The 25,396-nt window shown below is 48.1% G+C and carries 30 protein-coding genes, 1 tRNA gene and 1 pseudogene; 2 read left to right on the forward strand and 30 right to left on the reverse strand.

The genetic code is table 11. From position 1 onward, the window contains the following. The coding region (locus HMPREF3091_RS01985) for an MmcQ/YjbR family DNA-binding protein (RefSeq protein ID WP_246839943.1) at nucleotides 1-251 on the forward strand (251 nt) is incomplete at its 5' end. 190 nt (nucleotides 252-441) lie between these two features. On the opposite strand, the gene HMPREF3091_RS21975 is transcribed toward HMPREF3091_RS01985, so the two are convergent. The 29 genes and pseudogenes from HMPREF3091_RS21975 to HMPREF3091_RS22800 form a co-directional block, all read right to left on the reverse strand. Continuing rightward, nucleotides 442-2,112 (reverse strand): tail fiber domain-containing protein, encoded by a 1,671-nt coding sequence (locus HMPREF3091_RS21975; RefSeq protein WP_083321333.1) that lies wholly within the window; start codon nucleotides 2,110-2,112, stop codon nucleotides 442-444. 45 nt (nucleotides 2,113-2,157) lie between these two features. After that, nucleotides 2,158-2,820, reverse strand: coding sequence for a hypothetical protein (locus HMPREF3091_RS01995; RefSeq protein WP_070713758.1), 663 nt, complete (start codon nucleotides 2,818-2,820; stop codon nucleotides 2,158-2,160). A 1-nt stretch (nucleotide 2,821) separates the two neighbouring features. Further along, nucleotides 2,822-3,121: a hypothetical protein gene (locus HMPREF3091_RS02000; protein WP_070713760.1), complete on the reverse strand. Its 300-nt coding sequence runs from the start codon at nucleotides 3,119-3,121 to the stop codon at nucleotides 2,822-2,824. After that, entirely contained in the window at nucleotides 3,121-6,408 is a 3,288-nt protein-coding gene (locus tag HMPREF3091_RS02005) for a TipJ family phage tail tip protein (protein WP_070713763.1), read from the reverse strand. Before HMPREF3091_RS02005 ends, HMPREF3091_RS02000 begins: the two co-directional genes overlap by 1 nt. Before the next feature lie 50 nt (nucleotides 6,409-6,458). Beyond that, a complete protein-coding gene (locus HMPREF3091_RS02010) occupies nucleotides 6,459-7,070 on the reverse strand; it encodes a tail assembly protein (protein ID WP_130974168.1) in 612 nt (203 codons plus the stop codon). A gap of 33 nt (nucleotides 7,071-7,103) precedes the next feature. After that, entirely contained in the window at nucleotides 7,104-7,445 is a 342-nt protein-coding gene (locus HMPREF3091_RS02015) for a hypothetical protein (protein WP_070713764.1), read from the reverse strand. Between the two features lie 42 nt (nucleotides 7,446-7,487). Beyond that, complete coding sequence (locus tag HMPREF3091_RS02020; protein ID WP_070713767.1) at nucleotides 7,488-8,201, reverse strand: C40 family peptidase; 714 nt, start codon at nucleotides 8,199-8,201, stop codon at nucleotides 7,488-7,490. A gap of 1 nt (nucleotide 8,202) precedes the next feature. Continuing rightward, entirely contained in the window at nucleotides 8,203-8,952 is a 750-nt protein-coding gene (locus HMPREF3091_RS02025) for a phage minor tail protein L (RefSeq protein WP_070713772.1), read from the reverse strand. Next, nucleotides 8,949-9,287 (reverse strand): phage tail protein, encoded by a 339-nt coding sequence (locus HMPREF3091_RS02030; protein ID WP_004094825.1) that lies wholly within the window; start codon nucleotides 9,285-9,287, stop codon nucleotides 8,949-8,951. Before HMPREF3091_RS02030 ends, HMPREF3091_RS02025 begins: the two co-directional genes overlap by 4 nt. Next, nucleotides 9,287-12,283, reverse strand: a complete 2,997-nt coding sequence (locus tag HMPREF3091_RS02035) for a phage tail tape measure protein (RefSeq protein WP_070713773.1) — start codon at nucleotides 12,281-12,283, stop codon at nucleotides 9,287-9,289. The genes HMPREF3091_RS02030 and HMPREF3091_RS02035 overlap by 1 nt, the downstream gene beginning before the upstream one ends. 235 nt (nucleotides 12,284-12,518) lie before the next feature. Further along, complete coding sequence (locus HMPREF3091_RS02040) at nucleotides 12,519-12,866, reverse strand: hypothetical protein (RefSeq protein ID WP_070713776.1); 348 nt, start codon at nucleotides 12,864-12,866, stop codon at nucleotides 12,519-12,521. A 45-nt stretch (nucleotides 12,867-12,911) separates the two neighbouring features. Further along, nucleotides 12,912-13,175: an immunoglobulin domain-containing protein gene (locus HMPREF3091_RS02045; RefSeq protein WP_210403536.1), complete on the reverse strand. Its 264-nt coding sequence runs from the start codon at nucleotides 13,173-13,175 to the stop codon at nucleotides 12,912-12,914. Further along, nucleotides 13,172-13,630: a phage tail protein gene (locus HMPREF3091_RS02050; protein ID WP_070713781.1), complete on the reverse strand. Its 459-nt coding sequence runs from the start codon at nucleotides 13,628-13,630 to the stop codon at nucleotides 13,172-13,174. Before HMPREF3091_RS02050 ends, HMPREF3091_RS02045 begins: the two co-directional genes overlap by 4 nt. A gap of 35 nt (nucleotides 13,631-13,665) precedes the next feature. Next, nucleotides 13,666-14,073, reverse strand: a complete 408-nt coding sequence (locus HMPREF3091_RS02055; protein ID WP_070713783.1) for an HK97-gp10 family putative phage morphogenesis protein — start codon at nucleotides 14,071-14,073, stop codon at nucleotides 13,666-13,668. Then, nucleotides 14,070-14,459 (reverse strand): hypothetical protein, encoded by a 390-nt coding sequence (locus HMPREF3091_RS02060; RefSeq protein WP_070713786.1) that lies wholly within the window; start codon nucleotides 14,457-14,459, stop codon nucleotides 14,070-14,072. The genes HMPREF3091_RS02055 and HMPREF3091_RS02060 overlap by 4 nt, the downstream gene beginning before the upstream one ends. Beyond that, a complete protein-coding gene (locus HMPREF3091_RS02065; RefSeq protein ID WP_070713788.1) occupies nucleotides 14,440-14,784 on the reverse strand; it encodes a phage head closure protein in 345 nt (114 codons plus the stop codon). The genes HMPREF3091_RS02060 and HMPREF3091_RS02065 overlap by 20 nt, the downstream gene beginning before the upstream one ends. Next, a complete protein-coding gene (locus HMPREF3091_RS02070; RefSeq protein ID WP_070713793.1) occupies nucleotides 14,781-15,107 on the reverse strand; it encodes a head-tail connector protein in 327 nt (108 codons plus the stop codon). Before HMPREF3091_RS02070 ends, HMPREF3091_RS02065 begins: the two co-directional genes overlap by 4 nt. Before the next feature lie 9 nt (nucleotides 15,108-15,116). After that, nucleotides 15,117-15,308, reverse strand: coding sequence for a DUF7210 family protein (locus tag HMPREF3091_RS02075; RefSeq protein WP_070713795.1), 192 nt, complete (start codon nucleotides 15,306-15,308; stop codon nucleotides 15,117-15,119). A gap of 54 nt (nucleotides 15,309-15,362) precedes the next feature. Beyond that, nucleotides 15,363-16,586, reverse strand: a complete 1,224-nt coding sequence (locus HMPREF3091_RS02080) for a phage major capsid protein (protein ID WP_070713800.1) — start codon at nucleotides 16,584-16,586, stop codon at nucleotides 15,363-15,365. Between the two features lie 10 nt (nucleotides 16,587-16,596). Next, nucleotides 16,597-17,454: a head maturation protease, ClpP-related gene (locus HMPREF3091_RS02085; protein ID WP_070713803.1), complete on the reverse strand. Its 858-nt coding sequence runs from the start codon at nucleotides 17,452-17,454 to the stop codon at nucleotides 16,597-16,599. A 14-nt stretch (nucleotides 17,455-17,468) separates the two neighbouring features. Next, nucleotides 17,469-18,773 (reverse strand): phage portal protein, encoded by a 1,305-nt coding sequence (locus tag HMPREF3091_RS02090; protein ID WP_070713807.1) that lies wholly within the window; start codon nucleotides 18,771-18,773, stop codon nucleotides 17,469-17,471. Beyond that, nucleotides 18,773-20,518, reverse strand: coding sequence for a terminase large subunit (locus tag HMPREF3091_RS02095; RefSeq protein WP_004092336.1), 1,746 nt, complete (start codon nucleotides 20,516-20,518; stop codon nucleotides 18,773-18,775). The genes HMPREF3091_RS02090 and HMPREF3091_RS02095 overlap by 1 nt, the downstream gene beginning before the upstream one ends. Then, a complete protein-coding gene (locus HMPREF3091_RS02100) occupies nucleotides 20,469-20,936 on the reverse strand; it encodes a phage terminase small subunit P27 family (protein WP_035503171.1) in 468 nt (155 codons plus the stop codon). Before HMPREF3091_RS02100 ends, HMPREF3091_RS02095 begins: the two co-directional genes overlap by 50 nt. Nucleotides 20,937-21,022: 86 nt before the next feature. After that, entirely contained in the window at nucleotides 21,023-21,367 is a 345-nt protein-coding gene (locus HMPREF3091_RS02105; protein WP_070713810.1) for an HNH endonuclease, read from the reverse strand. 620 nt (nucleotides 21,368-21,987) lie between these two features. After that, complete coding sequence (locus tag HMPREF3091_RS02115) at nucleotides 21,988-22,527, reverse strand: hypothetical protein (RefSeq protein ID WP_070713815.1); 540 nt, start codon at nucleotides 22,525-22,527, stop codon at nucleotides 21,988-21,990. A gap of 57 nt (nucleotides 22,528-22,584) precedes the next feature. Next, the gene (locus tag HMPREF3091_RS02120) at nucleotides 22,585-23,085 is read right to left on the reverse strand and encodes a hypothetical protein (protein WP_070713818.1); all 501 of its coding nucleotides are present in this window, start codon (nucleotides 23,083-23,085) and stop codon (nucleotides 22,585-22,587) included. Next, the gene (locus HMPREF3091_RS02125; protein WP_070713821.1) at nucleotides 23,082-23,609 is read right to left on the reverse strand and encodes a lysozyme; all 528 of its coding nucleotides are present in this window, start codon (nucleotides 23,607-23,609) and stop codon (nucleotides 23,082-23,084) included. The genes HMPREF3091_RS02120 and HMPREF3091_RS02125 overlap by 4 nt, the downstream gene beginning before the upstream one ends. Next, complete coding sequence (locus tag HMPREF3091_RS02130; protein ID WP_227660456.1) at nucleotides 23,609-23,869, reverse strand: phage holin; 261 nt, start codon at nucleotides 23,867-23,869, stop codon at nucleotides 23,609-23,611. The genes HMPREF3091_RS02125 and HMPREF3091_RS02130 overlap by 1 nt, the downstream gene beginning before the upstream one ends. 163 nt (nucleotides 23,870-24,032) lie before the next feature. After that, nucleotides 24,033-24,235: pseudogene (locus HMPREF3091_RS22800) on the reverse strand (type II toxin-antitoxin system HicB family antitoxin); the annotation flags it as partial. A 264-nt stretch (nucleotides 24,236-24,499) separates the two neighbouring features. Here HMPREF3091_RS22800 and HMPREF3091_RS21995 point away from each other — a divergent pair. Beyond that, a complete protein-coding gene (locus tag HMPREF3091_RS21995) occupies nucleotides 24,500-24,775 on the forward strand; it encodes a DUF1883 domain-containing protein (protein WP_083321337.1) in 276 nt (91 codons plus the stop codon). Nucleotides 24,776-25,304: 529 nt separating this feature from the next. Here the strand turns inward: HMPREF3091_RS21995 and HMPREF3091_RS02135 are convergent. Further along, nucleotides 25,305-25,382: transfer RNA gene (locus HMPREF3091_RS02135), tRNA-Ile, on the reverse strand. Between the last annotated feature and the right edge of the window lie 14 nt (nucleotides 25,383-25,396).

The following is a 25,396-nucleotide window of genomic DNA, read 5'->3' on the forward strand; positions in this document are numbered from 1 at the left end:
GTAAAAAGTGGTTCGCTATAGTCATGAATGTGTCAGGCTCTAAACTTGGCCTTAAAACCGATGATGAAGTCGACGTTCTTGAGGTTAAAATCAGGCCAGAACACATTGGGTCCCTACGACAAAAAGAGGGTATATTACCTGCTTACCACATGAATAAAGAGCATTGGGTAAGTATCGTACTCTCAGGTCCGTTATCACCGAAAGAGATTCACGACCTATTGGCCGAAAGTTATGAGCTGACCTCAAATTGATTGCAGGATTAATGATATACATGCACTTATAAACGTGTGTATATCATTTGATCCGCGCCTGACAATAACCATTTGAATCACTTAAACGCATTAGCGATCCACTGGTATTGTCACTGCGCCGGAGTCTTGCATACGCTCCGGCGCAAAACAATCAGGGAGTTTTTTCGCTTAAGGCCAAATTATAGATTTGTTATGACTGTGTGGGAGCTTTATTTAACGGCAAGTTATCAAAGATTTCCTCTAATGAAGTTAAGCGTTCTTGTAGAGCGGTAACCTTTATTTCCATTTCTTCGCGGTTTCGTCTTTCTTCATTAATTCCTGAAATCAAAAGCCCAATTAATCCACTGTACTCCACAGCGTAATGCCGTGATCCTTCATCTGTTTGTTCAAACGATGCATCACCTTCATTCGACGGTGAATTTGATCCGGCTTCATCCCGTGTTGTTGAGATTATTTCTGGCAAAACCTCCATCACTTCTTGAGCAATGACACCTGCAGACGGAAGCCCACTATCCTTCCATGTAAACGTGTATCCATTGAGCTGCGAGATTTTATCTAAAGCATTATCTATAGCGACAATATTATCCTTCAGTGCTATATCAGATGTTTGAGTGAGAGTCTTACAGGTTATGTTTCCATTAACATTAAAGAGAATAGAGCCATCAGTGTTAATTTGAGTATAAGTACAATAGGTGGAATCAAAACCAACCTCAAACACGCAGGGACGCCCTGTCGTTCCCCAAAACCTGTTATAAAGATCTTTTGCTGGGGTATTGCTTATCTGGTTTCTCCAATTCCTGTTAGAAAGGCCGCTATATAGTTTAGTGCCAGTGCCCGTGAAAGTAGTTTCTCCCTTATTACCTTTTGTTAGTAATTCTATATTCCCGTTTGCAAGCAGACCAAGTGAACAATCGCCCACATAGTTCCTCGCCTGTACGTTATCACTCGCACCGGATCCTTTGCCAAAGTACCAAATATTAGAGTTATCGTAATTTTTACCCACAATGTAGTTTGGCTGGCCTGCTCCAGTGTTTACGTTAGAATAACCTTCACCGTCACTTAATGTCTTCAGCCAAAAAGTTACTATACTCTTAGGCGAAGTAAACGATCCATTCTCTTGAAATCCCCAAAACTGATTAGTATCACCAACTTGAAGATGTAGGGTTATCCAGTGCTTTCCGTCCTGTCTTATTTCTTCGTATAATCTCGTTCTAGCTTTTCTGACACTACCGTCGGCATTATAGTTATTCAAATTAAGAATGCCTGATGTGCTTACATTAGAATCATCATATCGTTCAAGATTCATATGACCGAAAGTTACGACATCTGTAGAGCCAAGCCCTAAATTTGATTTTGCTTTTGCAGCATCAATTGCCCCGGTCCCACCTTGTTTAAGAGATAGAGGCTTTGTTAATCCTTTAAGTTCTGTTATGTCACTGTTTACACCAGAGTTTGCTTTATCTTTGAAACTTCTAATCGTTACCTTTGTTCCGTCCGGTGCCGTTAATTCCACGTCACCCGTTCCTGTCATAATCTGCTGCCAGCCGTCGATCTGTGCTTGATAGTAGCCAAGTGCCGCCGCCAATTGATTAGCGAATGAAGCCGTACTGGACGCCTCGGAAACGAGAATTGAATATTTAGCATTGGTAAATGCTTTATAGATCGGCTGGGCTAACTCTATGGAGGTATCATTGATAACGCGCTTGATTTGATAAACGCCATCCATGCCCGCGCTAGAAGATACAAACAGCACTGAGCCATTTGTTATGCCGATCTTTGCATCGCTCCACTTCGTGCCAGTACCGCTAATAGTCGTTGAATTTAAAGCGCCCGTGATCGTGCCTGTCTCATATAAAGACATAAGATTTTCTCCAATAAAAAACCCGCCGAAGCGGGTTAGTAAGAATTAGTCCATGTAATCAGTTTCGATGTAAACCTGATAATCCAATCTTGGTGATACCATTGTGCTCCAATACCAAGCACCTGAACCGCTGAAATTACCAAATGCCTGTGAACGCAAACCGTTGGCAAACCCAGTGACAACGCTAAATGCAATGCCCCCACCATTACGCTGTATGGTTCCTGTAATCGCAGGACAAACGGCAATAGGTCGTCCACTTATCATGCTGGCATTCGGCGTAGCGTGAGCGTCCGCAATCGCCATCGTTCGAATAAACAGGGGATTATCTAACGAAGACCATTCAACGGCACCAGAAGCGCTTCGAATAACAGCACCGTATTCAGGAACGATACCGGTTGTCCCCACCCCCATAAAATAAATAATGGCGATTTTGCTTGTTACCGCAGCTGAACCAGACGCAGGAGGTGCTAGCGTTAAGCTCAACTTATTGCCGACCACCCCACCGATCAAGCAAACGTTAGATTCGTAGTTCCCTTCAATGCGCACAAAAGGGATCGTAGTTTCTGGATTAGGTATGGTTATTTCGACGCCGCCATTTTGAGGAGGGGGAACGGTAACCCGCTGTCTAGAAATCAGTGAGACATTACGCAAACTCGTGTCATAAATCGTATGGCCTTTTGCGTTTTTTAATTCAACAACGTAGGCCATTTTAAATCTCCACTAAACAAACAAAAATATATCCCGTTATATATTTTGCATCCTGAACAACACTGTTCCACGTAATCTTATTGCCGTTGATTTTGGCGTGAATATAAGCGCCGGCACTTCCTCCCGATCCTGATATCGCGTACGTTAATTTATAGATATTGAGATTCACGCTAGGGTAACTTTTACTGCCATTGGCGTTTGCTCCCGAAATGCCGATGCTATCAAGAAAAAAAGAGCGCCCATCGATGGCGCTCGTTTCAACGCCTTTAGCGTTATAAGCAAAAACACCGTAACTTCCCATTATGGTTTGTACCCCGCAGCAAAGCGTTTTACACCGTTTTGGTCATACACAGCCATCCCATTAGAATCGAACACGGATCGCCCCCCTCCCGGCAACGCCGAGTTCATTTCCAATACACCATTTTTATCAATGCGCCATCCAGCCTTACCCGCCACGTAATTGTTTGACTGGATATAGCTGCCAATTTTGGCGTTCGTGATCGAGGCATCTTGGATGAGCGCGGAAACAATGAAGGTTTGTGAGCCTTGGATGAAGAATGGCAGCGTATACCCGTTAGTCGCAGGATTTAACACCGCGAACTGATCCGCGCTGGCGAGGATTTTCGTACTTACCACTCCGCCTTTCACTTCGGCACCAACGGACAATCCAGCAGCATGATATTGGCCGTTATAGGTCACCCCAGTCCCAATACTGTAAACCGCGCTACCTGTCCCATCTTGATTAAATATGGTCTGGCCACGAACCTGTATAGCTGCCGTATTCTCTCCAACGGTAGACGTTATCCCTGTGACTTGCGTTGATATGGCTTCAATATCCGTCGCCACCGTTTCGCGTAGCGTGGTTAAATCAGCCTCAGTCTTATCCGTTTTACTGTTTAGCTTATCAACCGCCGCAGCTCGAGCTTCTGATTCCGTGGCAACGACCTGACGGGTTTCCGTTATTTCCGCTTTACGATCGCCATTCTGCGCCATCCAGCGGCGTACATCGGCATCATTTGCCAGCGCATTCTGAATGGCAGCCTCTGCAGCATCCTGTAGCTTTGCGTTGGAATCCGTGAGATTTTTATCGATCTCCTTAAAGGCTTCCGATTGCTCGATCTCTTTTTTAACTTCATCGGCAATCCAATCAACATCCGTGCTCGATTCTCCTAATACCCAATCAATCCAATCACCTTGATTGCCGGATTTATCCACCAATCGAGCACGATAGAAGAATGACTGGCCCGCGCTTAGCCCCATCTGCTGATAGCTGCGCTGGGGATACGGAATATCAGATAGAAGCATGGCTCCGTCTTCAGCGTTTTTATCGTTGTACTGAATCTCAGTTTTAAGCGTATCTTCCGCCCCATCGGGGAAATTCCACGAAAGCTGTATACCAAAAACCAGCGGATTAGCTTTGAACTCAATAGGGAGCGGCGGCTTTCCTTCTTTCCCGTTAAGCTGCGTCTCAAGTGACGTTGCCCACAGCGAAGAAATATCGCTGGCGTTGATAGCACGAACGCGGACCAAATAGCGCCCCGCATAGATGTTAGGAACCTCAAAACCCAGCGCCGAGGTGCGAGGGACTGATACCCAGTTACCGTTATCTTTTCGCCACTCAGCCTCATAAGCGATCGCATTCTTCACCGCGTTCCACGTTGCGCGCAGCGTGGTAACGGCTATCCCCTGATTGATGCTCGAGTAGCTGGTAATAAGAACATTTTCTGGTGCCACCTGAACACCCGGAGGAATAACGGAAATGGGACGTTCGTCTATGCGTGCGCCGGTATCAATCCGCGCATATTTGTCCGGGTCATGGTAAGCCCCAACGATGGTGTAAGTGTTGTCGTTATTGTCTGCCACACTCACAACGCGGTAGAGCTGCACAGCGAGTTCATCAGCATCAACTGCCCATACTGATTCGGCCTGCGGAGTTTCACTGTAGCTTGTTGTCACCGTGACAAGGCGACCATTTACCGATTGCACCGTTCTGGCCTGACTGATACCAGAAGGTAAATTAACGATCAGACGGTCACCGCTCTTAATGTCTGGCTCGCGGTCGAGGCGGACATTTCGCCCTTCAACGCCGCTAATGCGGCCTCCCATAACACGCCCGGAGAGCATCTGATCGGCAACGCCAATAATATGCCCCGGAAACGGGATTAAGCCATCGAGCCCCACGGAAAACTCAACCGTTCGATCTTGGCTATTACTCAATAACGCCCAGCGTCCACGGCGATTAGCCTCGCTTTGACGCGTACAACCAATGGCCGTGATCTCGGTCTGATTTACCCCATAACGGCGTACCAATGCATTTTCGAACACTGACTCGACCGCATCGGCATAATGATTGGCTGGGTCTGACCATCCCACCATGGCAGTGGTGTAACGCGTGCGTTCGCTCGAGGCTGAGTAGGCAAACTTCCCATTGATAACATTGGTACGGTTATAGGTGTAGTCCAAGTCTCGCGGCATATCTGCCAGTGTCACTATCTGGTTTTGACCGTAACAGGTCATACCGCGGAATATCGCGGCAAAGTCCGTCAGAACGGTCCACGCATCTTCACGCGACTGAATGTACACATCACACTTAAAGCGCGGTTCCATACCATCCCCGCCGCGTCCATCGGGTACCAGTTGATCACAATACTGCGCAATACGATAAAGCTCAGATTCATCCACCTGTGTGGAGTCAATGCGTTGGCCTAAACCGTAACGATCAGAGATCAGGATGTCATAGAACACCCATGCTGGGTTATCAGTCCATGCCCACTTGAACCCGCCCGTCCAGACACCAGAATATTGCCGCGTGACCGGATCATAATTATCCGGCACTCTGGCGATCATCATATTGGGTCGGCATGTCACTTTAGGGATGTTTTGAAATTGCTTGGCGTTAAATTCTACGTAGAGCAGCGCAGTGTTTGGATAGCGTAATTTAGCATCGATAACTTCAGTGTAAGCTTCAACGTTCATCGTATCGGCAATACGACCGCTATTAGCGTTGGCAGTTAGACGGCGAACACGCAACTGCCAGCCGGTTGTCGCTTTAGGTAAGTCGATACGGTGGCTACGCTCATAAAGCGTTGTCGTTTTACCATCAACGGCAGATTTGAGCACCTCGCGATATGCGCCACCGTCCGTGGCCACATCGATAGCGTATTCAATTTTGTAGCCGTTCACATCGCCGTTATCTTTTTGCTGCTGTAATGCAGGCCAACCAAAACGCAAACGCACTGCAGATAGCTGGGTATTGTTAACCGCACGCACCCACGGAGCTGAACTTTTAAGTTCGGTACCGATGGTGATTTCATTCTCAACAGCGGGGACACCTTTGATATATTCCTGCGATTGGGTACCGGGGCGAAACTCCCAGTTTACTCCCTCGAAATTCGAGCTTCCGTCCTCATTAGTGAGCGGCGTTCCATCTAGGTAGATATTGGTACCATCAAGGCCACCAGCCCATTCCCCCTCACCCAGCGCGAGCAATATTTTGGCAATGGCCATCGACTGGATACTATCGGGTGACTCAACAGGCGTATGCCCACCACCACCGCCACCTTTATGGCCTTTAATCTCATTTATCATATTTCACCCATAAAAAAACCCGCCGCAGCGGGTCATGTGAATTGATATATTTATTTTTGGTCTTCGGTATATATCCCAGCGGAAATAACTGCCCCGCCGATCTCTCGCTCACCATAACCGATGGCAACAGGATTACCCTGAGCGGTACTGTTAACTGGACCACCAAAGGCATAGCTGGGTTTGTTGTCTGGATCTTGTCGCATTCGAATACCAGCTTGTTGGGGGGATAGCATTTGGACTACACCGCCGAGCGCCATCGATGCACCCGCCATGCCTATACTCCACGCTGTAGTCGATGTAACTAATCCCAAACCTATAGGCCCCATTGCTAGAGCAGCGCCAATTAAAGCAACGCCTAAAATTGTTTGGAAAAGCCCACCACGTTTATTTCCCATAATTACAGGAAGTAAATGAATAGGCTCAGAACCTTTAGTCATTTCCAATTCATCTAAGCCAACATTGCGTTTACCAACAAATACTGCAAACGTCAGTCCACGCTGGTGAGCCTCCATTAAATATTTTTCGAAATTTGGAATTAAGTTTTTTGCGGCACTGACCATCTTAGGCACACTGCTGGCCCTATACGTAAATTCTTTTCCAAATTCATTGATTAGTAATCCATGGAATATTAATTTTCTTTCGGGGAGTGTTATGAATGACATTTTATCTCCATAAAAAAACCCGCGATTGCGGGTTTATTTGCAGCTTAAGGCTATCTGCCTTAAGTCATCTTTTTTATACAAGCCACGAAGATATAACTTAATGTTCGACTTGTTTTGTTCCACTTTTGATATATCAGCTACAGCTAAGAAACTGTCCGTGTATACAGTTTTTCCTTCTGGTGCTGGTTGAATATATACCTTCATCGGACCATCAAGAAGGTTCTGACTTTGCCATCCATATAGAATACATTCAGCCACAGCATCAGGCGATTTGCTCGAATTGAAAGAGGTATCCGGCTTTTCTGATCTAATGTCAGATAAGCTTTTACATCCAACCAAGCCCAATATAGCCAACACAACGATTGTTTTTTTCATATAAGTATCCCTTTAGTTAATGCTCAAAGGGTACCATAAGCTTTATTGGTTAATCAGGCTCATATGTCTGACTATCTTCACAGTTCGATCTTTCCAGTATCCTCCGTAGGGAACACGCTGGCTCAACATGCCGTACATATGATGCAATAGCATTCCATCATCTAGCAGAATACCGGCATGATTTGCGACCGGCGCGGAGACTTGCATTATCACCATATCCCCCGCTCTAGGTGGGCCGCTAAACTCACGAAAACCGCATTCGTACCAGTTATCCAGATAGAGGTTTTCACGGCCTGACTCCCACCACGGATAATCAACACGGTAATCATTAAGCACAATGCCATGCGTTTGCCGGAAGTAACTCATAACCAGCCCCCAGCAATCGGTATGCCCCAGCACAAAAGCGCGACCCACCAGCGGCAATTCCCCACGCGGCATAACAGTGCGCAAGTCCCCCTCCGGATAACTCACGATATGCCACGGTATTGCCATCGCATCACACTGAGCCTTATCCAGCTCACTCGGCTGCGTGGTGGCATCGGGATGACTATGAACAATCCCCGTTACGGTTCCCCATTCTTCTGCTGCAATATAATCCTCCGGAGATAAATGAAACTGCTCCGTTGGGTTTTCCGCAATATTACGGCAGGGGAAGTAACGCTCCACACGTGATTTCTGTGCCACCACGCCGCAGCATTCAGCCGGATAAACCTCTGCGGCATGTGCCACGATAGCCTGTATCGTTTTCTCTCTCATGCTATTGCCTTATCAGTGATGAACCGGGGAAACCACCAAATGGAACAGGATTGTTTTCACCAAAGCGCTTTTGGCAATCGCTGAGTAACCCACCGCACTTATCCTGACTCGGATCATCAACCGGCTGCCCATTCTCATCAAAGTAGCGCGTCCCCGCGTAATCACACCCTTTGCCTGTTCGGTACCAGCCGCGTGAGCACCATGTACACAGCGAGTGGATTTGGCGCGTCGGTATTTGCAGGCCACGTAAATCGGCAGGGCTCGCCAGCTCAAACTCAACGGTTTCATCGTTTTCGAGCGACTTACGGTCGATATAGTAAACCTGCTTTTTTTCCTGCTCGGGATCGGCGGTAGGATTGCCCTCGGGGAAGTTCTTAGCATCGAGGTAGTGGACCATCGTGTCATGGATCGTCACTTTAGCCTGTGCCATATCATCAAAGCGCAGACATAACGCCGTGATAAGCCCGTCAATATTGGACACGCTCAGCGTCGGCTGCGCGGCCTGTCCATCCGTGGACATTTCCAGCCCCTCAACCTGCACCGCCCATGAGCCATACTCATTCCCCTGCCACCAGATAGATTTCACGGGCAGCTTGTTTTCATCACCACCGGCTGCGATGAGCTCTTTTTCTGTGTAGGGAAGCGTACAACTGTGAAACCGCAACACATCAGCACCAAAGGCCGAGCCATCAACCTCAAAAAGCCGGACTTTATCGCCCGGCTCTAATTTTTGAATATCTGCGTTAATCATGGATGAAATGCCTGTATGAAAGTAGCGGAAAGCGAGTAGTTCCCCCCGCCCAACGCGTTCGGCTTGTACTGCTCACAGCGATAAAGCCCCAAGGGAGATAACGGCGGTTTCCATTGGAAAGAGGTTCTACCGGCATGCCGATCGAGGAACGCCGCGATCGCTGCGATATAAGCCTCACTTCCCACAAAATTGAGATCCCAATTCTGGGCGCGAAAATTAATCCCGTCCCCCGCCACCTGCGCGTACCCATCCCCGAACTGCGCTTTACGTATTCGGAAAGTTGCATCCGCTGCCGCGTTGGTGCGTGGGCTCCACTGAAATGTTTCGATAGCCATCAGCGCCCCTTTATCGCTCGTTGAATAGTTCCACCTGGTCGCAGGTCCCGATCGCGCAATGTGCGGTATCGCTGATCGACATAACGACCAATATCGGCACCGAATTGCTCATAGCCCACAGAGGCTTGGGTCGCCGTATTTCCTGTGCCATCAATATGGATATGAACCTGTGGCGCGGCGCTCACAGTTTGCTGATTAGTTTCGACCGTACCGCGAACACCAAGAACACCATCAGCGCCACGCTTCAGCGGCATGATGGCTTCTTCCCCCGCTTCGCCCATAAGCCCCGCGCCTTTTGCGAAAGCAAACGTAGTGGGACGATCGACAATTTGCCCACTAAAGGCACTCAGCGACGGCGACGCATACACGCCCCCTTTGGCATTAGGAACATAGTTTTGCCAGCCAGTCCCCATGCCCATATCGCCAGTAGCACCACCAGAGCCGCTCGCCGCGCCACCGGCTGCTGCACCTGCTGCACTCATACCGATACCAAACAGGGATGAAAGCAGACTGGACGCCGCCATGCGGGTCTGAATTTTGATAAGGTCCGCGATAACCGACGTGGCGAAGCTGCTGAAATTAAACTTCCCCGTCGTGGCAAAGGTCGCGACGCCATCAGCCATGGCATCAAAACTACTGACAGCCAAATCACGCATCTGCGCATACGCATTTTTGGAGGTTGTTACCCAATCGGATACCCCTTTGCGGAATCCCAACGAATAGCTGCCCTCCGCTTTAGCGCGTTCATCGGCACTGCTACGGACAATCTCGAGCTGCTTTTGCTGCTCACTGGCTAAAAATGCCGTTTGTTGGCGATAAAGTGCGGAGTTTTTATCTGTCACATCCTGCTCTAGCTGCACGCGGCGTTGGGTAAAATCCTCACGGATCTTTTGCTCCTCGAGCATCTGTTCATAGGCAGGCTGAGATAAACTCATTTCTGCCAATTTGTTGGATTGCTCAAGCTGGAGCGAAGCCGTTTGCTTAACGGCGTCCCGAGTTTGTTCCTGCAACTTCACGGCAAGTTGGCGCTGCTGGTTGGCTTTTTCCAGCGAGACGTTTTCTTGCAGTTGTGCGCTGAGTTGATCTTTCATCGCTAGCACACTTTTCTGGCCGGCGGTCAACTGCTTGCCTTGATAGCTTGCAATCTCTTGCTTAAAGGCCACCAGCTTGCGCTCAGAATCCGTGAGCTTGTCGGCTTCTGACTGCTGACTGCGTAATACAGCAGCTTGTTCTTGGAGTTGCTGGAGGCGTTTTGCGCCCTCGTTTTCCTGATAGGCTTTTGAAGACGTTGGCTTGTCCGCAAACTGCTTATTTAACCCCTTTAAGGTCTGCGTATATTCCTCTGTCGAAATTTTCCCAGCCTTGTATCTTTTCTCGAGCGCATCCGTCAGTGTGGCTCTTTCTTTCGCCGGATCTTTACCGGCAACATAGGCCGCATTAAGTTGGTTCTCCAGCCGAAGTGTCTCCAACGCCTGCTGCTGTTTTTTCTTCTCTAACTTAAGCTGCTCATCAGCCTTTTTTTGCTGCTCTTTGACATTCTCCCCAACAACTTTCACCTGCTGGATCTGCGCGGCTGCAATACCCGCGTCGCCCATGGCCACACTCACCATGCGCCAACTTAACCCTAATTCACGCACAGATTTTGACTGTTCATCAGTGCGTTTTTTCTGCTCGTCTAGGTTACGTTGTGCCGCTGCCGCCGCTTCTTTTTGTGCCAGATCGCTCGCAGCGATATTCTGCCCACGACGCTCTAGGCTTGCTATCTGCTGGATAATGGTGTCGTTGAGCACAATGCCTTGATTCGTCAAAGACTCCATCGCTTTTAATGGATCATCACGTAAGCTACCCAGCTGCGACACTAACTGATCAGCACTTCCGCCCACATCTTCAATTTGCTGAGCGAGAGAGGAAACCTCAGAGAGCAAATCCCCGGTAAACCCTGCGGATGCCGCTGCTGTTACGGCTTTGACTGCGCTTTCTGTTCCCCCTAAACGCGTGGATAGAATTCTCAGATCATTGGCTGTCATACCCGCAGCGTTACCGCTTTTCATCAATGCCGCATTGAATCCCTTCATTTCAGCTTCATTGCGCTGATACGCGGTATACAGAGCGGTGGCCGCTGACACTGCGACCATAATCCCCAGTCCAACAGGGCCACCGAGCAAGCTCATTGCGCTGCGCATTAATCCGGTACTGACCGCCGCCGCACGCGCTGAGAATGAGACTTTCTGGTTAGCTGCACTTATCTGGTTGAGCGAACTCAGAAGCTGCGTTTTCCCCGCAGCCTCACTCACATCGGCTGCCAAGACCGCCTTGGATGCCGTAGCCATTTGTTGCTTAGCTTTAGCCTCGGCAAGATCGGCCTCTCTGACCTGCCGGTTGATTTTGACGTACTCATCCTGATAGCTAACAGCAAGGCCGTATTGCTGGTTAACCTGTGTCTGAGCGGCGTAAAACCGCGCTAATTCCTGCGCCTGCTCGCGGGATGCCTGCGCACTTTCGCGACTCCGTTTTGCCGTGGCCATCTGCGCTTGTGCTTGCGTTCGCGCCGCTTGTGCGTTTTCAATCTGCTTGCTGGCGGCCTCGGCGCTGGCCTGCGCAGATACCCGCGCCAGCTCACGCTGAGAATCCCAGCTAACAGATAACTTATCGAACCCAGTGAGCGTGCGCTCAATGCTCGGGATCAACGCATTGGCGAGCGTACCTGCGGCAACATTGCTCCCCGATGCAAAACTGCTCACGATAGTACGGATCTGCTCAAATCCGCCGCCTGATTGACTCAGTGCATCAGATAACGAGCGAATTTGAACGCCGGTATTACGCGCCTGCGCGCCGGTTTGTGCCAATGCCACGCTGGTTTTAGCCGACTCTTGCTGCGCCTTGGCGGTGAAACTTTTCGACGCGGTTTCTGCACTGCGGTATGCATCCACAATCTGCGACTTAAATCCTGCCGAGTTGAGATGGAGTGCGACCGCTAAACTGGCAACATCACTCATAGGTTTAATTTCCTCATGACATCCGCACACTGCGCCTCAACATCACTTTTCAGTAACGCTGATAAAGGAGGCTCGGTATCGGTGTGTGGGGTTTCTGACGGGGCAGGATCGTCAAGTGCAAAGAACGCACGCCAATGTTGCAAAATGCTGGCAGGCAACGCGGCAATTTTTCTCGGGTCTGGCTCCCCCCAACGATCGGCTAATGTGAATATCAGCCGCAGCAGAGGGGAGTCGGTTAGTTTTTTTGCGCATCCTCCAGCGTGCCGTAGCTGTGGCGCTGGACTAATAGGCTGGCATCGAGCAGCGCGGTATTCGCGTGAGCACGCAGTAGCTCGTCGGCGGTCGGCAACTGTTCAGCGGGAATAGCGGCCCCTGTCTCATCAACAATGGCGCTTAACACTAACTCAGCACCGAGCAAGCTGGTTGCGTGCGCATCGTTTTTATCTTGTAGTGTCTTGAGTTTTTCCTCGTAGTCATAAAGCTCACCCAATGTCAGTTGGCGAATAGAGACGTTTGCACCAAACAGCTGGCAGGCAAGAATATTGGCTGAAGGGGTGAGCAACGCCGTTTTCAGGTTTTTCATAGTATGTCCTTGATATAAAAAACGGCCCGTAGGCCGCATAAGAGATTAAGAAATCGTAATAACCGCGTCCGAACTGGTGACCGTCGCTAATGCCGCAGAGGAAATCACAACGTGATAGGTTCCCGCATCGTTCGCCGTGACGGACGGTTTAGTCAGCGTATTCGTATTGGCACCCGGTATCGCTTTACCGTCTTTAAACCACTGATAAGACAGCGGCGCCCCGTTGCTTGCCGAGGCGGTAACTGATAAATCCAACGCATCGCCTACCGCCAGTGTTGCGCTAGTAGGTTGAACCGATACGTTGATCACGGCTTTGGGACAACACCCCACTTCAGGTTGTTTTGTTTACCCTGTACGGTGATCTGGATAACCTCACTTGCCGGAGCGGTGATTTCATTCATCTGCCAACCAGATAACGCCAGCAGCATTGTGGCCGTTCGGCGGTTCGGTAGCTCAATATAGAACTGCACCGTTTGGCGTACTTCAGCGGCATTTAAGAACTCAGCAAAATCCTCGTTATCAGGATCGTCAACAAAGCCCAGCGATTTTTCAGGCCCCTCCGGTAAATCAGAAATAAATTGTTTGCTGGTATCAATCAGCGTGGTGCAATCCACAAAACTACCCGTCTGCCCCGTTGCCCCCAACGCCTTACAGTTAATCAGCGGTTTTAACGCGGCAACCTCAGCGCCTACCGCGCCCCATTTCACCACGGTACCCGCAGGCAGCATGGCGTATTCTGGCGAAGTTTTTTTATCATCAGCCATCGTTTTCTCTCTTCATTTGGTTGGTATAGCGAGTGCTATTGGTTTTGTTCAATACCGGCGCGTAACTCGACGGCGAGAACGCGAAGAATGCGGGATTTGTTGTAATCCATGGCAGGACGGATAAACGGCGCTGCCACCTGTTTGATGGTGCCGAACTCTTGCGCCAGCGCTTTCATATGGTGCTTTTTGCCGGGGCCTACTCTCAGCGTAATCACCGTAAGGTACTTATCATCATTCATACGGCTGGTACTGCGGATTTTGATGGTATCGCGCATGTGCTCACCGGCGCTGGCGTCGTCGAATCCAGCGTGCGCTTTCATATCTTCCAGTACCGGAGCCAATGCTTCGCGCCCCGCGTTACGCATCACTTTTACGGCCTTATCCCCCATGGCCAATAATTGCCGCTCAAGCTCCTGCAGTCCTTTCACCTCGATAGTGATCATGGGGAAACCTCGACATACGTAATGAAATACTCCCGTAAGAGATCATAGAGTTGCTGGTTACTGGTTTGTGGGATCGGTGTTTCTCGTAGGTTTCCGCGCTCGACATACTGAACGGGAAAATCGGCAATAAAGCCGTGGCGTATCGTCTGCCACTTGCCCCAAATCTGCCGATCTAACGTTTTCAATCGCGTGTAATCATTAAGAATAATGATGCGTATCTGAAAACGCGCACGCACTACCGAAGTCCGCACAAGCCCTGTTTCAAGTGGCGGATCGGACACACACTGATAAGTGATCCCCTCCACCACATCGGCTGGTAGTAATAAGGGATAAACCGGCAGTCCGGTGAGCGCTTCCAGTTCTGTTTTAATGGCCTGTTCTATCATGACGAATATCCGCCTCCGCCGTAATGATGAGCCGATCGGCATGGGTACGATCGGTTGAGCGCACCGTGAAGAACTGTTGCCCAAAAACAACCTGCCAGTCCTGCGCAACATCCTCGCGCGGTCGCAGCGTAAATTGGTAGGTCTGGACAACCTGCTGCTGTTCGGAGGTGCGGATCTTGCGATCAGAAATCGGCTCAACCTTTGCCCATGTCTTTGCTACCTCTACCGGCTCATCCGGCAGCGGCTCCCCTAGTTGGCCGCGCCGTTGCTCAATCCGTCTCAATGTAATGCGTTTATTCAGCTCGCCAGCCGAGAGTGGCTTCATAGACCATAAATCCGATAAGGTTGAAGCAGTGCTTGAACGGCAATCGGCATCTCAGCAACAGTTTCACCGACAACAACACCTTCACGATTGCTATACCACTGACTGATACACAGTAATATGGCGGCCTTTATTGCATCATTTAACAACATACCGTCAGGGTCATCGCTGTAGCCGGGAGAATCAGCAGATGGGTAGAGTTGCCGCCTTGTCCATGACTGAACGTAACTGACTGCTGCCTCTGTATATACCTTCAATAGTTGATCATCGCTGGTAAAGTCAGAGTCGATTCGGCAATGTGATTTGACCAATCCAAGATCAATCATGTTGCCCCCTTATTTTTTGCCCTTCTTGCCTTTGTCGCTATTTACGGCCTCTACAGGTTCCGCAGCATCCATTATTTCCACTTCCACTGCATACCCTTTACGCTCTAATTCCCGCCCATGTTGTTCATTGGTTTCGAACTCACGCCCCTCAACCACAACATCCCCGCCAATATAAATCGGCTTAATCGCTTTAAGTTTCATCTTGATACCTTTATGAAAAGCGGCCAGAAGGCCGCCTATTGATCATGACTTGAGTTATGCGCCACCGGTTGGTGGGGTTGGAACAGTAAAGGAGCCATACACAAAGGCTTCAGGACGCTTGACGGCTAACGCTAAGCGCTCTTCGCAACGGATAGTGATCATGTTCTTCTCAAAGTCATCGGCGTTTTCGGTACTGATGACAACGTTAGTTTCTTCACGATCAAACAGTTGTGCCCCCGCATTAAATGCCCCCGTTAGGAATTTACCTTTGAAGGCGGCGGCCTCTGTCGCCACAACAGGTAATCCCCACAAGGTTGGCCCAGTGAGCGCCGCAGGGTTAGCTAAAATGTAGCGACCCAGCGTGTCCTTAGTCAGTTCGATCTTGGCCCAATCGATAAAGTGGAGAACGTGACCAGAGGCAGGGAAACGGGCGAGTTGTGCTTGCAGCATCGCAAGACGTAAATCATCAATGCCATTTTTCTGTTCAACCTCAAAGGCCGCCGCATAAGCCGAGGCTTGAGGAATAATGCCTTCGAGGTGCGCCCCAGTCCCATCACCGAACAGAATTTCTTGTTCTTCAACGTATTTCAGACCGTAACGCATTTCCGCATCGACGGAAGATTGCAATTGAGCAAAGTCATCAAGGATTTGTTTGGAGGCTTTGAACAAATGCGCAATGGTACGTACAGGCGTGATTTTCTCAGCAAATTGGATATCGCTGTAAGGTTTAGTGGTATTTTCAGCCACAACAGAAGCTTTGTTAGTAAAACCTGTCTGTTGAACCCAGTAGATGGTATTCGAAATCGTTTTACCCGGCGCAATCAGATCTCGAATAAATAAGCGCTGCTTAGGTGCGGTATCAATCCCCGGCAAACGCTGCGGCGCAACAATTTGCCCCGGAACATCTGTTGAGATTAATGCTGCATTGACGGGGATACTGACACGCTTATTTCCCTCAACACTGGTAGCAAATGCTTTCATTGCCTCAGCGCTAATGACCTGCTGACCGACGGACTCAATCACATCACGCGCATTGGACAACGGCATTTGTGCGACATGCTGTTCCAGTTCACCCAGTGATGCCTTTAATGTTTTTTCGGCTTCACGCATTGCGTTCAGCTCCGAGGCCATTTTATCCACAGAATCTTTCGTTTCTGCAGAGAGCTGCCCTGACTTCTTCGCTTCTTTCAGCGCATCTTCCGCTTTGGCATTGAATTTGCTGGTTGCTTCTTCAATAGACGCGGTGACTTTTTTCAGGATTTCATTTACTTCAGACATAAAAACTCCGTTATTTGCATGCGTTCGCTAGGCCGTCAAGTGCGGCACCTAGCTGAGCTAAAGTTTCAGGGGAGGGTTGTGCGGCAGCGCTCGGCATGCCATCGGAATTGGATGTAGCGCTCGGCGTACCTCCAGATAAGGCTTTAATCAGTTTTCGGCGTTCAGAGCGCGGTGTATTGGTTTTCGCTAGCAAGGCATCGAGTTTGCGTAATGCTGCTGCAGGCGAGTCATCACCATCGATGACGGAATCAGCGGAAAGTAGGCTATCAGCCAGACCTTTCTCAACGGCATCACTTCCACCAATATAGCTTTCTGCATCCATTAATTTATGGATAGTGGTTTCATCCATACCAGAACGAGCAGCGTAAATATCTGCCATGGCATTATCGAAGGGCTCAAGATATTCCGATAATGAGGCAAAGTCGTGACGGTTTCCCATTGAGACAACCCAGCAGTTATGGATCATCAAAAAAGCGCCGCGCCCAATCTGTACCTCATCACCGGCCATAGCGATAATTGACGCGGCACTAGCAGCAATACCCAGTATTTTTACGGTCACTCGGCCTTGATATTCACGCAGCAGATTGTAGATAGCGAGACCTTCAAACATGTCTCCGCCCGGAGAGTTGATGTTGACAGTGACATCAGCGCCATTCATCGTACGAAGCGCTCCAGCGATCCGTTTGGCGGTGACGCCCTCTCCCCAATAATCCTGCCCAATAACATCAAAAACAGAGATGCTATTGTCATCTGTGGATGCTGCTTTTATTCCACCATCCCACCGTTCCAACGCTGAGGGAACTGGCTCACATGAAACACCCGCGCAGGGATGCCCCACCGGAGCCACCGGAAGTCGTTTTTTTTTCATTGAGAATTTAGCTCCTAAGCAGCCTGTTTAAAGGGAGACTGTTCGAAAGGGATATCTGGGAATATTTCGCTATGTAAGCTTCTTATAGCTCTAGCTTGTGTAACAAGATTGCCATTGCGGAGATCTTCTAGCGCTGTCAGGTTAAGCTGAACGGTGTAAATATCGCCCCCTGGTATCGGCGGCATATTCTCAAGACGGCGCACATCATTACGACTCATCCAACCATTTTGTAAGGCCGTGGTGTAATACGCAGCTCGCCCAGCACTATCAGCACGGAGTAATCCCTCAACCGAGAATTCGGCAAAGTAGTCCTCATCACCATCAAGCAAACAACGCGCAATCTCTTGCTCTATGTTCACCAATAACGGGCGTAGCGTATTGGTTAAAAAAAGCAGGTTCATCCCTTCAACACTTGATGCCCAACTGCTTTGCTTAGTGGTATGACCGACCATAAACGGCGGGACACGAAACCATCTACACACCTCTTCAATACTGAATGAGCGGCTCTCTAGAAGTTGTGCAGCCTCAGGATTCATTGTTACGTTCTGGTAAGAAAGCTCATTTTCTAACACCATCAATTTTCCGGCATTTTTAGAGCCGGCAAACTCTTGAAGGTTTTTACGCAACCGATCACGCTGCTCTTTACTTAAAGCCACTTTGGATGAAAGGAAGCCTGTACTCTGTAATCCATTTTCGAAAATCTTAGCCGCCGCCTCATCAACAGCCATTGCAGCGCCAATCACATCTTTCCCTGCTTGCAGCGGCATCATTCCGCATACCCCATCAAGCCCAAAGCCTCGGATATGCATCATTCTATCGGGCGGTATATCTCGCTTAGCGCCGTTTTCGGTATAGGTGTATTGCAGTAATCCATTATCGCTACGCTTTACCACCATGTTTTGTGGTAAAAGCGGGAGCAGCGCCACCAGTTTTTTGCCAATTACCTTTTTTTCGACAAAAGCGTTACCACGCAAACAAATGCTGGCTACCACTATTAACATGAAACGTGATGGCGTCATTTCTAGGTTCGGACGACGGCATAAAACCTGATAGGCCGCATGCTGCTGAGCAAGCTTTCTAGAACCATCAGCCTCACGCTGATAGACCTTAAGTGGCAGTGTAGAAATTGACTCGCTTAACAATCTGACACAAGCCCACACCGCTGAAAGTTGTATGGCTTTATCTGCCGTAACCACTTTTCCGCTGCTGCTCGCACCAAACCATTCCTGCCAGAACGTGCCATCAGTCAAGCTAATGGGGACGCCGAGCCAATTTAAAAGGGCGCTTTTAACGCGCCCCGGTTCTTTGTTTTTTTTCATCACAGCCCCACCATTATTGGATCATCAAAGAAACCATCGATATCCCCCTCATCCTCATCGTCATCATCCGCAGCACCAATTGCCATTGCCGCCGAAACAATGCCATCAATACGCCCAGTGCTTTTTTTCTTGGCAAAGATACGGTTCTTTTTCTGATCTTCCTCAACAACAGCTGATGCCGCATTCCATCGTAAGCAAGGGTTAAACTTAACCTCTAGCTCAGTTTCATCGAGCAGACCTTCAAAAAGCTCCAAAGAATGAGGCATCCAAAGACCTGAATCAGCGGCCTTGAAATATCCTTGCCCATGAGGGACAAGAGGAACCATTACGCCAGCCTCTTCAAGCTCAGGCTCGAGGTATTTAATCCGATATTGGTCGAACGCAATTTTTTTAATGTTGAATTTTAGCGCCAACTCAGCAATGCGCTCAGCGACAAAAGCATACTTAATCGCTTTCCCCGGAGGAGCATGAATGAAGCCTTTCCTTAACCATGCATCGTAGGGAACACGGTCAGTTTTCGCCCTCTCCAGTAATGTGTCTTTTGGCGTCCAAAACTCCACAAGCAATTTTTTTCTTTTTGGGAAATAGAGCGCTAACGCGGTGAGATCTCGCGTACCCGATAAATCCAGCCCGCCTGTACACTCCTCACCGTCGAGGTCATCAACATCAAAATCATTTTCATGTGCCATCCATACATCACTTCCGATCCATGGGTTCGCCGCATCTACCCATTCACAGAAGTTTAAGCGCCTGACAATGCTTTCCTTGGCTGGCATGCCGCGAGCTTGAGTGACCTGCTCACGCAAATATTTATCGGTAAACGTGTATCCAAGAGAAGGGTTTGCCTTTCCCCAACACGACTCATCTTTGAACGGGTCATCCCCCTCATCCAATGAGCAGATGAAACAGAAAAAACTGTCATCTTCAATATCGCCTGCAGCAACCTTTTTCCCGTACTCATGGTAGTCATAACAAACGCTGGTTTTATCATGCCCGCTGTTAGTAATAAGAAACATCAACGCCTGACGGCGGCCTTTTGTCCCGGCTCGCATCATTTCTACAACGGTATTGGTTTTATGCTCGTGAACTTCGTCAATAAGTGCACAGTGTGGACGTGGACCAGATTGACCATCATCCGAACTGATGGGTTTAAAGAATGAGCCCGTTTGCAGAAATGCCAAATTCCAGACGTTCAGACCGGTACCCGATTTAACGATCCGTTGTGATAGCGCTGGCGACTGATCAACCATTGAGACAGCATCACGAAACAAAATCATGGCTTGGTCTTTTTTCGTGGCCGCAGCATAAACCTCAGCACGCGGCTCTTTATCTGCAACAAGGCAATAAAGGCCCACGCCACCCGCCAATGGAGACTTTCCCGATCCCTTACCTGATTCGATATAACTCATACGAAAACGGCGAGTACCGTCTTCGGATTTCCATCCAAATAACGACCCAACGATAAAACATTGCCATGGCAGTAAAATAAAAGGTTTCCCTTCATGTTCTCCACCATTGAGTTTGAGAACTTTGGCAAAGAAATCGATCGCCCGTTGTGCGGATTCAATATCCCAAACGATGCCGCGAGAGGTTCCCATTTCAAGATCGCGTAAATGACGCTTGCAAGCGTTACGTATATCTGGCCCGGCAAGGATTTTCCCATCGGTGACATCAGTGGCATATTGCGTGGCGGGATCAAGTACCGAAGAACTCTTCGAGCGGGTCTTTTTCTTTTTCTCCACCATTAACCTGTACCTTTGAACGCGCAGCTGGGGTTAACCCAAATTCAACCAAATAACTTTTAAAGCGCCGATCGGCATCAGCGAGCATGGAAACTGCAGGGTTTGCCTTAATAAGAAATCCACCTTCGGTCTGAACGGTATAAGTGCGTCCTTCATCAGTAATGGTGTTTCTTAGCTGTAGAATATCGGCGTAAATATCACAGAGACGTTCAAGAGCAAACGTATCTGCAACGGTTAAAATCCCCATGCCATCCAACAGCACCGTCATTCTTCCCCACGCTGTTTTTCCCCAGTCCGTTAAATGTGCTGGAGGGCTAGGAATTTCTCTTGCTGGCTGAGGTTCTTTCTCGTTGAGTTTTCGTTTGCCCGGATTGCCTGTGACCACTTTTAAGTGAGTGGGTTTTGGGCGTCTTCCGGCCATAATTCCCTCCAGAAAAAAACTTTTCATTTCGCGGTTGTGCACACAAAGCACAAGCGGCGGTCATTTAGCGTGAGAGGGGTGAACTCTTACCCCGCCCCTCCCCAGTGCTTGTTAGCACCAATCGGCAGCCCATCCTCGTCACATCCGATAGCATGCCCCCGTTTCTCCATGCGTTGCTTGGTCGAGCTGTGATGGCTGGTACAGAGCCCTTGCCAGTTCTTACGATCCCAAAAAAGCTTTTGCGCTTTGGCTATCTCTTCACGGTTGCCTGAATGAATCGCTAGCTTTAGACGGTGAGGCACAATGTGATCGACAACGGTCGCCGCGCTAATCACGCCTTGCTCTTTGCACATGGCACAGAGTGGGTACAGCCGCAGGAATTCTTTCCGCGCTCTATCCCATTTGCTTCCGTAGACTCGTAGACCTTTCATTCGTAGCCTCAAATAGAAAAACCCCGAACTATGTCGAGGTTAATAATCACATATTGAAATCTTCAAAATTGAGGCGATAGCATTAGAACCTAGCTATTGAGTTTCATTATTTGGCAAGGTTCCTGCTTTCTTTCTCATCTTATATTCAGTTTCCGAAAAAAATTCGTTCAGAGAATTATTGTATCCACAATCCTCACAGATATAGTCGCCTGTCCAACCTCCTCGTTTTTTATCTTTCACCACAGAAGATGAACCACACTCAGGGCAATGTCTCATACTGCCTCCATTAAACTATATCAGTATGCAATTACTAATGATGAAATACTGTTTACTTGATTTTCTGATGCTTGCCATCCTTTCACAGTATTCAGCTAAGGAATCCTCAAACATTTCATCATGCCCAACACTAAGTATGTGATTACCCTTTCCTAAAAGACTCCAGTCCTTTGAATAGAACTCCCAAACTAACAAGTATTCTTTCATTTTCCCGCTTCCATTTTAGTAACAAGCAAATGACAGAATACACTATTTGAACACTCGCTACTTATCTATAGTGTTGATGAATACCTAAACACCTAGCTAACTCCAGCATCCATCATCAGAGAAATAGTCATTGTAATCTAGCACCGGCTATATAAAGCAACTAACTCGTCCTTCTTGAGAACAATCTTTTGTCCGGGCTGCTTACTTATTTCCTGCACCCTAGCAACCACCTCTGAAATAAATGGGTAATTAGAAACAATAAGTTTCTCTGTAGCAGTCAGCAGCTTTTCCCATTCCTCACGGTAACTATCTCTGGAACCTGAAGGAATTGTACGATAATAATATCTGAAAAGCTCCCCAGCTATAAAATAATCAGGCCAAGCCCCAGCATAGTCAGAAATTAAATAATTAAACATATCTTGATTGAAGACAAATCCATTATAACTCTCTGCCTTAGCACCACTTAATAGATTTATAATCCGCTCGGATAGGTGTTTATTAATTCCGTCTAAGGATAAAAAGTCAGGGTGAGGTTCGCGATCGCAATAGCTATCACCGTTTCCATTACCAGGCACAACAAGAACAATATCTAAACTTGCCTTACCAAGCACCCACCCAGATATCCAATGCCCAGCTTCATGCCGTGCATTATTTTCCAATGATAATTTCTGTGACATAACATCTCCATATATCGAGATATTAATTCTATCACAAGAAAACACCTACTGGATGAGTCACCTCAACCGTTCAATTGAGCTTAATTGATTATTGGCCTGATCGATAGTTGCCAATAGCGGCCTAATCCACAGAACAGCCTGACAATACGTTATCGAGCTGGGGGCAACGGTGGCACTACCATCTGAGTTAATGTTGCCGGTACCGGCGTGCAAGGCCGTGGCACGTAAACGGTGTGTGTACCCGAGCAGCCCGCTAGCAATATCAGCAGGGATAAGCAGATCACAGGTTGGCTCTTTCTCAATAATCTTGCGGTATTCAATTTCTTTCTCCTGCGCCTTGGCTTGGACTGTCACGCCATACTGTCCCGCTGCTGCCGCTATCTGATTAAAGCGATTAAACTGCAAAGACTGCCCAGCAATGATCGAAGATTGTCCATCAATCTCCCCCTGCAGATGCTCAATTGCTTCGGTTTGCTCTTGGTATTTGTCGTGGTAGTAATAGGTACCAAAAGCAAGAACAGCTACAACTGCGATGGTGATCGCTGATCTAGTATTCATTTATCAATATCCCAGCAAGTAAGCTCCGACTCCTGCCCTCTTCGCACCGGCTGCCCCGCGCAATTATTTGCTTTAATCCGACAATCTCTGCCGCCATCGAATATCCAGCGCTTGATCTCGGCGCAAGCACCAATACGATCACCGGCATTCAACTTCTTATAAAACGTAGAGGGGAAGCATTTAGCGGGACCGATGTTATACGGACAAAAAGAAGCGATACCCGCGATTGCTGGCTCGGATAGTGGCACGATCACATTGCGCTTAACCCAAGCGATGGCTTTATCACGTTCTACGGCGTCATAACGTTTGCACTGGCTGTATGAAAGCTTCAACCCTTGAGTGACTGGTTTCCCCTCAATACGTGTCAATCCACGACATATTGACCAGATCCCCCGCCCATCCTGATACGCGATAGTTCGAACGCCCTCTTTCTCATCCAAAAACTGATCAAGGATTTTGTCAGCTGTAGCCCCACCGAGAATTAATGCTAGAACTGCAGCGCTGAGTTTGGTTTTAGTCCCCATCAATCACGCTCCAGCATCTCCAGCTCTTCATTCACCGGCGCAGCTGCTATCACCTGACGGCTTTGAATCCACTCACGCAATAAGCGCTCACGGCGGCAGCGGAAATAAATTCCCGAAATAAGGCCAGCCAGAGTGCAAAAAATGCCAACAATGATGCCGACAACCATCCACTCGCTGGGTGAGAAGAAATTAATCAGGCTGAATAGCCATGACGAAAGCCCACCAGCAAGCAAGGTGTTATCGGCAGCACGTGTGTACATTCTTTTCATCCTTCACCTCCACCAGCGAGGCGGGGTTATGTAGTGAATAGCGCCCAGCCGTAACCACTCTCAGCTAGAAAGTGTTTTGTGTGTGGATGGTTGTTGGCTGGGCGCTACATATGAAAAAGGCCACCCGAAGGTAGCCTTTGCTTGAACCTAACAGCTAAATGACTTGGAGCTCTAACCTCTTACCAAGAGCCTGCATAGCTTTCTGAATCGCATCGATTTTAGTCGCATGCTTTACCGGGTGATCTCTTGTTTCTTGACACCCATGCGATTAGCCAGCTCGGTTTGCGTCAAGCTGGAATCAATAAAAGCATTAAGCATAAGCACTTTTGAGGCCACACTAAGCGGCACATCAACAAACTCCCCTGTTACCTCACTATAAGGAAAGCTAGCAGCACAATAATGCTATCGTGTTTTTAAATCATTCAAACCAATTAATGACTACGATCAATTATTCAGTAAAATTTATGAATCACCTATTGTGCCGCCATAGATAACCATTTATAGGTATTGGCATCTTTTCAAGTAGGAAGGTTCCCTGTTGTTGTGACTATAAACTTTTGGTCTCCCCACTGTGTTGAATCGGATCGCAGTGGGATTTTTTTACCAATAGAGATCCATCAAATGAAACTGACTCAACTCTATCTTACAGCCAATACCTACGTTAAAGTGGTATGTTCCGAGCCAGCTAACGTTCTATTAATTAATGAAAAACATTACGACCACTTTTGCCGAGATAGCTGGGCTGATTATCACGGTGGATTTTTTAGCCATTTCCCTGTGATAATTGAAGTTCCGTATGATGGTATTTGGAATGTGGTAGTAGACACTCACACTTCAGGATGTTTATATCATGAAGCCATCATAAGTATCCTATCAGGAGATAAAACCATAAAGTAGAGAATTACGTATTGCAGAAAATAAAGTCACATGAATGATCATATCAGTTATTCGAAGGCCATTACCTGATATTAATTCAATAAAATATATAAAAACAAAATGTCATTTTGAAAAAAAACACTTTATGATTTGTATCAAAATATAACTGATTTGCAGAGGCATCGAAAGGTAGATATGAGCATTTTCATTAGTGAATGGCTTACAGGGATGACGGCATTTACATCATCATTAATCTTTATATTACTATTGTTCTATATTGTGGCTGCCTGAAATACAGCATCAACACAATCGGCTGAGCCATCTCCACTGGTTGAAAGACGCGCACCTGTATTCGGTGCTATATGAAGATGGCTCATGCAGTTGTGCAGCATACCAAACGCTCCGGGCTACCCCTTCTTCGCTGATTGATATGCTGACTTATTCATAGAACAAAACCATAGAAAAATAGAACACCATCATCAGAACACAAATTCCTAAGAATACATACAGATCTTTAGATGACTTCATTCCATATTTCCATTTATATAGTTGGTCCGCCACCGAGGCCTCGAACCTCGCACCTACAACTTATATGGTCATCGGCTCTATCCTGCTGAGCTAGTGGCGGTTAGGACGCGCGGC

Origin of the sequence: Hafnia sp. HMSC23F03 (assembly GCF_001816025.1) — a bacterium.
In the GTDB taxonomy this organism is placed as follows: domain Bacteria; phylum Pseudomonadota; class Gammaproteobacteria; order Enterobacterales; family Enterobacteriaceae; genus Hafnia; species Hafnia paralvei.

Coding starts and splice junctions, on each gene's coding strand:
- HMPREF3091_RS02115 (WP_070713815.1), bottom strand. CDS start 22,527: ATGTCACAGAAATTATCATTGGAAAATAATGCACGGCATGAAGCTGGG.
- HMPREF3091_RS02120 (WP_070713818.1), bottom strand. CDS start 23,085: ATGAATACTAGATCAGCGATCACCATCGCAGTTGTAGCTGTTCTTGCT.
- HMPREF3091_RS02065 (WP_070713788.1), bottom strand. CDS start 14,784: ATGAAGCCACTCTCGGCTGGCGAGCTGAATAAACGCATTACATTGAGA.
- HMPREF3091_RS02025 (WP_070713772.1), bottom strand. CDS start 8,952: ATGATTAACGCAGATATTCAAAAATTAGAGCCGGGCGATAAAGTCCGG.
- HMPREF3091_RS02010 (WP_130974168.1), bottom strand. CDS start 7,070: ATGTCATTCATAACACTCCCCGAAAGAAAATTAATATTCCATGGATTA.
- HMPREF3091_RS02080 (WP_070713800.1), bottom strand. CDS start 16,586: ATGTCTGAAGTAAATGAAATCCTGAAAAAAGTCACCGCGTCTATTGAA.
- HMPREF3091_RS02130 (WP_227660456.1), bottom strand. CDS start 23,869: ATGTACACACGTGCTGCCGATAACACCTTGCTTGCTGGTGGGCTTTCG.
- HMPREF3091_RS21995 (WP_083321337.1), top strand. CDS start 24,500: ATGAAACTGACTCAACTCTATCTTACAGCCAATACCTACGTTAAAGTG.
- HMPREF3091_RS02035 (WP_070713773.1), bottom strand. CDS start 12,283: ATGAGTGATGTTGCCAGTTTAGCGGTCGCACTCCATCTCAACTCGGCA.
- HMPREF3091_RS21975 (WP_083321333.1), bottom strand. CDS start 2,112: ATGTCTTTATATGAGACAGGCACGATCACGGGCGCTTTAAATTCAACG.
- HMPREF3091_RS02125 (WP_070713821.1), bottom strand. CDS start 23,609: ATGGGGACTAAAACCAAACTCAGCGCTGCAGTTCTAGCATTAATTCTC.
- HMPREF3091_RS02090 (WP_070713807.1), bottom strand. CDS start 18,773: ATGAAAAAAAACAAAGAACCGGGGCGCGTTAAAAGCGCCCTTTTAAAT.
- HMPREF3091_RS02050 (WP_070713781.1), bottom strand. CDS start 13,630: ATGGCTGATGATAAAAAAACTTCGCCAGAATACGCCATGCTGCCTGCG.
- HMPREF3091_RS02000 (WP_070713760.1), bottom strand. CDS start 3,121: ATGGGAAGTTACGGTGTTTTTGCTTATAACGCTAAAGGCGTTGAAACG.
- HMPREF3091_RS02085 (WP_070713803.1), bottom strand. CDS start 17,454: ATGAAAAAAAAACGACTTCCGGTGGCTCCGGTGGGGCATCCCTGCGCG.
- HMPREF3091_RS02005 (WP_070713763.1), bottom strand. CDS start 6,408: ATGATAAATGAGATTAAAGGCCATAAAGGTGGCGGTGGTGGTGGGCAT.
- HMPREF3091_RS02075 (WP_070713795.1), bottom strand. CDS start 15,308: ATGAAACTTAAAGCGATTAAGCCGATTTATATTGGCGGGGATGTTGTG.
- HMPREF3091_RS02060 (WP_070713786.1), bottom strand. CDS start 14,459: ATGATAGAACAGGCCATTAAAACAGAACTGGAAGCGCTCACCGGACTG.
- HMPREF3091_RS02030 (WP_004094825.1), bottom strand. CDS start 9,287: ATGGCTATCGAAACATTTCAGTGGAGCCCACGCACCAACGCGGCAGCG.
- HMPREF3091_RS02020 (WP_070713767.1), bottom strand. CDS start 8,201: ATGAGAGAGAAAACGATACAGGCTATCGTGGCACATGCCGCAGAGGTT.
- HMPREF3091_RS01995 (WP_070713758.1), bottom strand. CDS start 2,820: ATGGCCTACGTTGTTGAATTAAAAAACGCAAAAGGCCATACGATTTAT.
- HMPREF3091_RS02100 (WP_035503171.1), bottom strand. CDS start 20,936: ATGGCCGGAAGACGCCCAAAACCCACTCACTTAAAAGTGGTCACAGGC.
- HMPREF3091_RS02070 (WP_070713793.1), bottom strand. CDS start 15,107: ATGATTGATCTTGGATTGGTCAAATCACATTGCCGAATCGACTCTGAC.
- HMPREF3091_RS02055 (WP_070713783.1), bottom strand. CDS start 14,073: ATGATCACTATCGAGGTGAAAGGACTGCAGGAGCTTGAGCGGCAATTA.
- HMPREF3091_RS02095 (WP_004092336.1), bottom strand. CDS start 20,518: ATGGTGGAGAAAAAGAAAAAGACCCGCTCGAAGAGTTCTTCGGTACTT.
- HMPREF3091_RS02105 (WP_070713810.1), bottom strand. CDS start 21,367: ATGAAAGGTCTACGAGTCTACGGAAGCAAATGGGATAGAGCGCGGAAA.
- HMPREF3091_RS02015 (WP_070713764.1), bottom strand. CDS start 7,445: ATGAAAAAAACAATCGTTGTGTTGGCTATATTGGGCTTGGTTGGATGT.
- HMPREF3091_RS02040 (WP_070713776.1), bottom strand. CDS start 12,866: ATGAAAAACCTGAAAACGGCGTTGCTCACCCCTTCAGCCAATATTCTT.